The organism is Kitasatospora sp. NPDC001660 (assembly GCF_053596725.1).
This window is the reverse complement of sequence record NZ_JBSFGU010000109.1, coordinates 1-5,923: the sequence shown is the minus strand read 5'-3', so window position 1 is coordinate 5,923 and position 5,923 is coordinate 1. Positions and strand designations below refer to the sequence as shown.

General features: G+C 68.3%; 6 protein-coding genes. 5 read left to right on the top strand and 1 reads right to left on the bottom strand.

Features of this window, described 5'->3' with window-relative positions; translation table 11 throughout:
- The first annotated feature begins 458 nt into the window (after positions 1 to 458).
- From ACWCXH_RS39555 to istB, 4 genes are all read left to right on the top strand, one after another.
- Entirely contained in the window at positions 459 to 608 is a 150-nt protein-coding gene (locus ACWCXH_RS39555) for a hypothetical protein (protein WP_449806363.1), read from the top strand.
- 196 nt (positions 609 to 804) lie between these two features.
- Complete coding sequence (gene istA / locus ACWCXH_RS39550) at positions 805 to 2,217, top strand: IS21 family transposase (protein ID WP_449806362.1); 1,413 nt, start codon at positions 805 to 807, stop codon at positions 2,215 to 2,217.
- Entirely contained in the window at positions 2,214 to 2,474 is a 261-nt protein-coding gene (locus ACWCXH_RS39545; RefSeq protein ID WP_449806361.1) for a hypothetical protein, read from the top strand. Before istA ends, ACWCXH_RS39545 begins: the two co-directional genes overlap by 4 nt.
- Positions 2,471 to 3,241, top strand: coding sequence for an IS21-like element helper ATPase IstB (gene istB / locus ACWCXH_RS39540; RefSeq protein ID WP_449806360.1), 771 nt, complete (start codon positions 2,471 to 2,473; stop codon positions 3,239 to 3,241). The genes ACWCXH_RS39545 and istB overlap by 4 nt, the downstream gene beginning before the upstream one ends.
- Before the next feature lie 170 nt (positions 3,242 to 3,411).
- Here istB and ACWCXH_RS39535 read toward each other — a convergent pair whose 3' ends face one another.
- Positions 3,412 to 3,813, bottom strand: a complete 402-nt coding sequence (locus tag ACWCXH_RS39535) for a contact-dependent growth inhibition system immunity protein (protein ID WP_449806359.1) — start codon at positions 3,811 to 3,813, stop codon at positions 3,412 to 3,414.
- Positions 3,814 to 4,106: 293 nt separating this feature from the next.
- On the opposite strand from ACWCXH_RS39535, the gene ACWCXH_RS39530 reads away from it, so the two are divergent.
- Positions 4,107 to 4,664 (top strand): GNAT family N-acetyltransferase, encoded by a 558-nt coding sequence (locus ACWCXH_RS39530; RefSeq protein WP_449806358.1) that lies wholly within the window; start codon positions 4,107 to 4,109, stop codon positions 4,662 to 4,664.
- Positions 4,665 to 5,923: the final 1,259 nt, after the last annotated feature.

Below are 5,923 nucleotides of genomic sequence, written 5' to 3'. Positions count from 1 at the left end.
GCGGAGCTTCCGGGCATTTCACGTCATGCACCTTGGTGACGAATGCGACAAAACCGATCAAAACTCTCGTCGCAAACCATCCCTAAACGCCCACTTAGACCTGCTCGCGCTCCGCCTGGCTGCCTGTGGCACGGCCGTATCCGAATGCGCCACCGCGTCACGTATGTTCCGGATCTGTTCCCGGCGCTCCGCCAGCGTCATGGGCGCCTGCCGTAGCTCCGGTTTCGGGCCCGAGGCGGACGCCGAGCCAGACGGCGCCGCCGCCGTCTTCGCCGCAGCGGTTCCGGCAGACACGCCCGCTCCGAACAGCATGGCAAGCACCAGCACAGAACTGAGCAGCCCTGGCATATGCATGCCAGAGCGTCGTAGAGGTTTCATCACGCCCCCCAAGTGGCCAATGGGTCGGCCACAACCTATGGGTTCGTCATCGCGGGCATCCCGCTGTTGATCACGCAGTGATGAAGATCACCTGGCATCGGTGGAACCAACTTGGCATTGCTTCGCTGCTTTCGTCCGCACGCCCGGCCCTCGGGCGTGGTCGCGAGCAAGCGGTCGATCACGCGTCGAGACAGCTCATCGCCCTGTTTGAGGAGCTGTCGGGCCGGTGAACTTGCCGTGCTTCCCCCGAACACGCCCTGCTGTCGGGGTACGACCTCATGTGCAGAGGTGCGTACGGGTTCAAATGCAGAGGTTCCCCGGCGTGTCGTGATGTCGGGTTCATGAAGTGGGTCACCCTTCGCTCGGGTGTGTGATGAAAGGAGCGAAAGGTGACCCGTCTCTATGATCCTGCAGACGGAGCGTTGGATGGACCTACGTCGTTTCCGGGCCCTGCGTGAGGCCGGGATGAGCATCTCCGAGATCGCCCGGGAGACCGGGACGAACTGGCGGACCGTCAAGAAGTACCTGGACCAGCCCGGGACCGTGGTGCCCGAACGCGGGACGCCGCGCAAGGGCTGCATCCCGCAGGTGATCGTGCCGTACGCGCCGGTGGTCGACGCCTGGCTGCGGGCGGACATCACACTCAAGGGCACGGTGATCCACGAGCGTCTGGTCGACACCTACGGCTTCACCGGCCACTACCAGCGCGTCAAGATGTACCTGCAGGAGGCCCGGCCACGCATCGCCGCCGAGCTCGGGCTGGGGCTGGCGGACATGGACGGCCTGCACCGCCGCTTCGAGGTCTTCCCTGGGGCCCAGGCCCAGGTGGACTGGGGCGACGAAGGCGGGATCCTCACCCGGGCCGGCATCCGGAAGGTCTACTCCTTCCACATGGTGCTGTCCTACTCGCGGGACCCGTTCTGCTGCTTCACCACGAGCATGGACCTGGCGACGTTCTGGGACTGCCACCGGCGGGCGTTCGCGCACTTCGGCGGTGTCCCGAAGACGATCGTCTACGACCGCACGAAGACCGTGGTGCGGCGGCACGTGGCCCCGGGCCAGGCGGTCCCGCTGCATCCGGAAGCGGTCGCGTTCGCCGGGCACTACGACTTCGACATCGATGTCCTGGCGGCCTACCGTCCGACCGGCAAGGGTCGGGTCGAGCGGCAGGTGACGATCGTGCGCGACCACGTGCTGGCCGGACGCGGCTTCGCCTCGCTGATGGAACTGGACGCCGCGTTCGCGGCGTGGGTGCCGTTGCGGCGATCGCGCACCCACCGCACCCACGGGGAGGTGATCGGGGTCCGCGCGGCCCGCGACCACGCGGCCCTGCGGCCACTTCCGGCCTGTCCCTACATCGTCGCCGACCGGCACCTGCGCTACGTCGGCAAGAACTGCCTGGTCGCCTTCGAGGCCAGCCTCTACTCGGTGCCGGCCCGCCGGATCCGCCGCCGCCAGCTGGTCGAGGTCCGTTCCGGCCACGACACCGTCTCCCTGCACCTGCTGACCGCCGATGCGACCGGCTCCACCCTGCTCGCCGTCCACCCCCGGGCCGCCGTCCGCGGCCAGTGGGTCATCGACATGTCCCACTGGGACGGCCTGCCCGACGGCCACACCCGGGCCGTCACCGCCGGCGACACCGCCGAACGGCACGTCGGCCGGGCCCCGGAGTCCTCCACGAGCCCGCTTCAGGACCTGCTGCACCGCACCGGAGCCGACCAAATCCCGGTCGGCAGACGCCCGTTGCAGTTCTACGACGAGATCGCGGGCGTCCGCCCGATCCGCCTGGCCCCGGTGCCGGGTACCACCAGCGCCACGACCGAGAAGGAAACCGCGTGACCGACCACCACGACCAGGCCGCCGCCCTGCCCGGCACCCCGGAGTACTGGCGGGAGTGGGCCCTGAACGCCGCCCATCTCCTGGAACTCACCGAGGAGTTCTTCAGCCGGGCCGGCGAGGACGTCCACAGGACCCTGGCGGGCTTCCTCACCGCCCGTGGGGAGCGTCCCGCCACCGCTCCAGGCGGCTTCACCGACGCGCTCGGCATCACCGCGCTGGCCATCCGTGACGATCTGACGGCTGGTGGGGCACGGTGAGCGAGCTGGTCACCCACCGCATCCGGGCCACCGCCGCCAAGCTCGGCCTGCCCCACCTGGCCTGCAGTCTGGACCACCTCACCAGCCGCGCGGACGCCGGGAAGATGGGCTACCTCGACTTCCTCGACCTCGCCCTGTCCGAAGAACTCGCCGTCCGCGACGACCGCCGCTTCCGCCAGAACCTGCGGCTGTCGAAGCTGCCACATCACAAGACACTGGACGACTACGATTTCGCCTTCCAACCCGACCTCGACGCCCGCAAGGTCAAGGACCTGGCCACCCTCGCGTTCATCGAGACCCGCTCCAACGCCGCTTTTCTGGGCCCACCCGGGGTGGGCAAGACACACCTGGCCGTCGCCCTCGCGGTCGCGGCCTGCCGGGCAGGCTACTCGGTCTACTTCACCACCCCCGACGACATGGTCCGCAACCTCCGCGCCGCCGACGCCGTCGGCCGGCTCACCACCAAGATGCGAACCTACCTGCGCTCCAGCGTCCTCGTGATCAACGAAGTGGGCTACCAGACCCTGACCCGGGACGACGCCAACCTGCTGTTCCAAGTCGTCTCGAAAAGGTATGAAAAGGCCCCGATCCTGCTGACCTCGAACAAGACCTACAGCGAGTGGGGCCAGGTCTTCGGCGACGAAGTCATCGCCACCGCCATCCTCGACCGCCTCCTGCACCACTGCACCACACTGCCCATCAACGGCCAGAGCTACCGTCTGCGCAGCCAGCTCTCCACCCTCGAAGGCGCCCTGGTCGGCATCTAACCATCGGTGATCGCACCTCGGCCGAGGCGGACCACCCGTTCAGAGTCACCCTCCACATCGGCGGACTCGGCAGGATAATCGCCTCGGCCGGCGGGTGAGAAGGTCAAGGGCGGCAAGTGGTTCATCGTCGCCGCGTGACTACGAGAGGAGCCCGGCCCCGGCCCGCGTCATCAAGAAATCAGAGCCAGGAACCTCGCAGCCTCCTGCTTCAAGGAGGGCGGCAGATCGGCCGACTCCGAGACGATCACGCCGAGCTTCCGGGCGAGCTCGGGCCGCTGGCTCCAGACCGCTGGACTCCTGGCGAGCACGGCGGACAGCAGGTCACCCTCGTACATGTCGCCCTCTGCCATCGGGTCGTCCCGCAGTACCTCCACAGCCAGCGGCAGGAGATGAGCAAGGCCCACGTCCTGTCGGATCAACAGACGCATGTCCTCGACGGTCAGCTCGCCGATTGGCCGACGCCGAAGCGCATGCACCGTCGCGACGAGACGGCTCGCGCCAGCCGCCGGGGTCGGCCAGCGGTCGCGCTCAAGCTCCTCCAGGGAGCAGGCAGAATCTACGAGTCGAGTCACCGACCGATCGTCCCACGCCGCATATCCCAAACGCGGTCCGACAGCGGGGCTCCCAGAACGACACCCCCGGACTGGCTGCTTATAACTCGCCATCTGTCAGGGATCAAGCACCTCCGACCGAGACTATGCACATGAGCTCGTACCTCGCTCTGCGGATGAACTCGTACCCCGACAGGCGCACGCAACTGGCATCTCGTCGGAGCGCGTCTCGATGTGTGGCGACGTCAGTAGTCGTTGCCCGCAGTGGCCATGCGAGGTCGAACCGTGTGGCCGAGAGGATGAGGAGCGGTCCCATGTCGGATGAGATCACCGTGCACCCCGTCGCCTGGCCACCTGCCCCGATCAAGACGGAGCGGCTCGTGGTCCGCGAGTCCGAGGCCCGGGACCGTGCGGCGCTGATCGACCTGGTCGCCTCACCTGAGGTGGGCACCTACGTCGGCGGCGCTCGGCCGCGTGACGAGCTCGAGCGTGCGATGCCCGAGGTGCCCGGGCAGCGCTTCGGTTTCTTCGTGGTGGAGCTGGACGGAACAACGATCGGCATGATCACGCTCGATCGGCGCGACCCGGAGCGCAAGGGTCACATCCGTCCGGAAGGTGGGGAGCCCGAGCTCGGCTACATGTTCCTGCCGCAGGCGTGGGGACGCGGGTACGCCACCGAGGCGTGCGCAGCGGCGCTCGACTGGTTCGCCGACGCGCATCCCGGCGAGCCGGTGGTGCTCTCCAGCCAGACCGCCAACGAGGCGTCGATGCGGGTCGCGGCGAAGCTGGGGTTCACCGAGGTGGAGCGGTTCGAGGACTACGGCGCCGAGCAGTGGCTCGGCGTGTGGTCCCCGGGCACGACGTCCGATTGAAGGCCTGGGCGCACCGCTTGCGCGAGTGCTTCCCAACTTCGTTGTCACAAACCGGCGCTGTTCCCAACTTCGGTGACAACCGTCCCGACTTCGCTGTCACAGGTCAGAAGAGCCGAAGGCCCGGAGGGACCCGCTCCGCGGGCAACGCGGGGGTGCAACGCGGTCGCCGGGCCCGCCATGCGGGGTATTTGCGCAGGTCAGGGGTGCAACACTGACGTTGTGTTGCACCCCGCGTTGCACGTGCGTTGCACCCCGTGTTGCAGTGCTGGCGGGTGGTCGGCCGTCAGTCTCCGAGGTGGCGGCGAAGGGCCGCTTGGCGGGCCTCGTTGCTGGCCCGGGTGTTGAGTGTGGCTGCGGCGCGCTGACGGCGGCCAAGGCGTCGAGGCGGGCCTCTCTGGCCTCTCGCTCGACGATCCGGTCCAGGCAGAACTCAGCCCGGACCCAGCGGTCGACCACGGCCCGCCCGTGCGCTCCGGCGGGCCAGCGGGTGCCCCTGGCGTGGCGGCGCAGCGTCCGGGGGCGCAGGTCCATCCGGCCGGCGAGGGAGCGGATGGCGCGGCGGGTTGCTCGGTCGTGGGGCCAGTGGCGGGTGGGGTCGAGTGGTTGGCCGGCCTCGCGGTCGAGGAGTGCGCGCAGGTGGTCCTGGATTGTGCTGTGTTGGGTGATGGGGCAGGCTCCGGGATTGCGTGCCGTGTATTTGGTGTGGAGCGGGCAGGTTTCCTGTTGGGTGGTCTTTCTGGTCATGCTGGGATCGCCCCTGGTGTTGCCTGTGGAAAAGGGGCGGGTGCAAATGCGGCGGCGTCCGTCTGCCGGTGAGAATGCACTGACAGACGGACGCCGGTTTTCTGGGTTTAATCAGGCGCGGGCGTTGGGTCAGAGTTCGGGGACGTCTCCGGCGTCCCGCTTCTCTTTGGGCCAGCGTTGGGCGTGCTCTCCTTCCTGACCGCCGAGAGCGGCGGCCACCGCTGGTGGACGTTGGTGGCGGCCCGCTTGGTCGGTGCCGGCGGGCCGCGTGAGGTGACTGCTCGTCGGCGGAGACGACTCCGCCGACCTTCATGTGGCGGCCGGGGTCAGCGGCCGACCAGCAGGATCGCTAGATCGTCTTCTGCGGGGCGATCACGACCTCGTCCGACTCTGCGGACGCGGACGGGGCCGTCAAGCGCCCTAGGGCACGTATTCGGTCGTGATCAATCTGTGTGATTCACCTTCGCGGCGGGTCCTGATCCGGTAGACCGTGGTGTGTGACGCGAGCGCAACTG

What these genes read in the sequence shown, in the direction of transcription:
- ACWCXH_RS39530 (WP_449806358.1), top strand. Translation starts at nt 4,107, where the DNA reads ATGTCGGATGAGATCACCGTGCACCCCGTCGCCTGGCCACCTGCCCCG.
- ACWCXH_RS39555 (WP_449806363.1), top strand. Translation starts at nt 459, where the DNA reads ATGAAGATCACCTGGCATCGGTGGAACCAACTTGGCATTGCTTCGCTG.
- istA (WP_449806362.1), top strand. Translation starts at nt 805, where the DNA reads ATGGACCTACGTCGTTTCCGGGCCCTGCGTGAGGCCGGGATGAGCATC.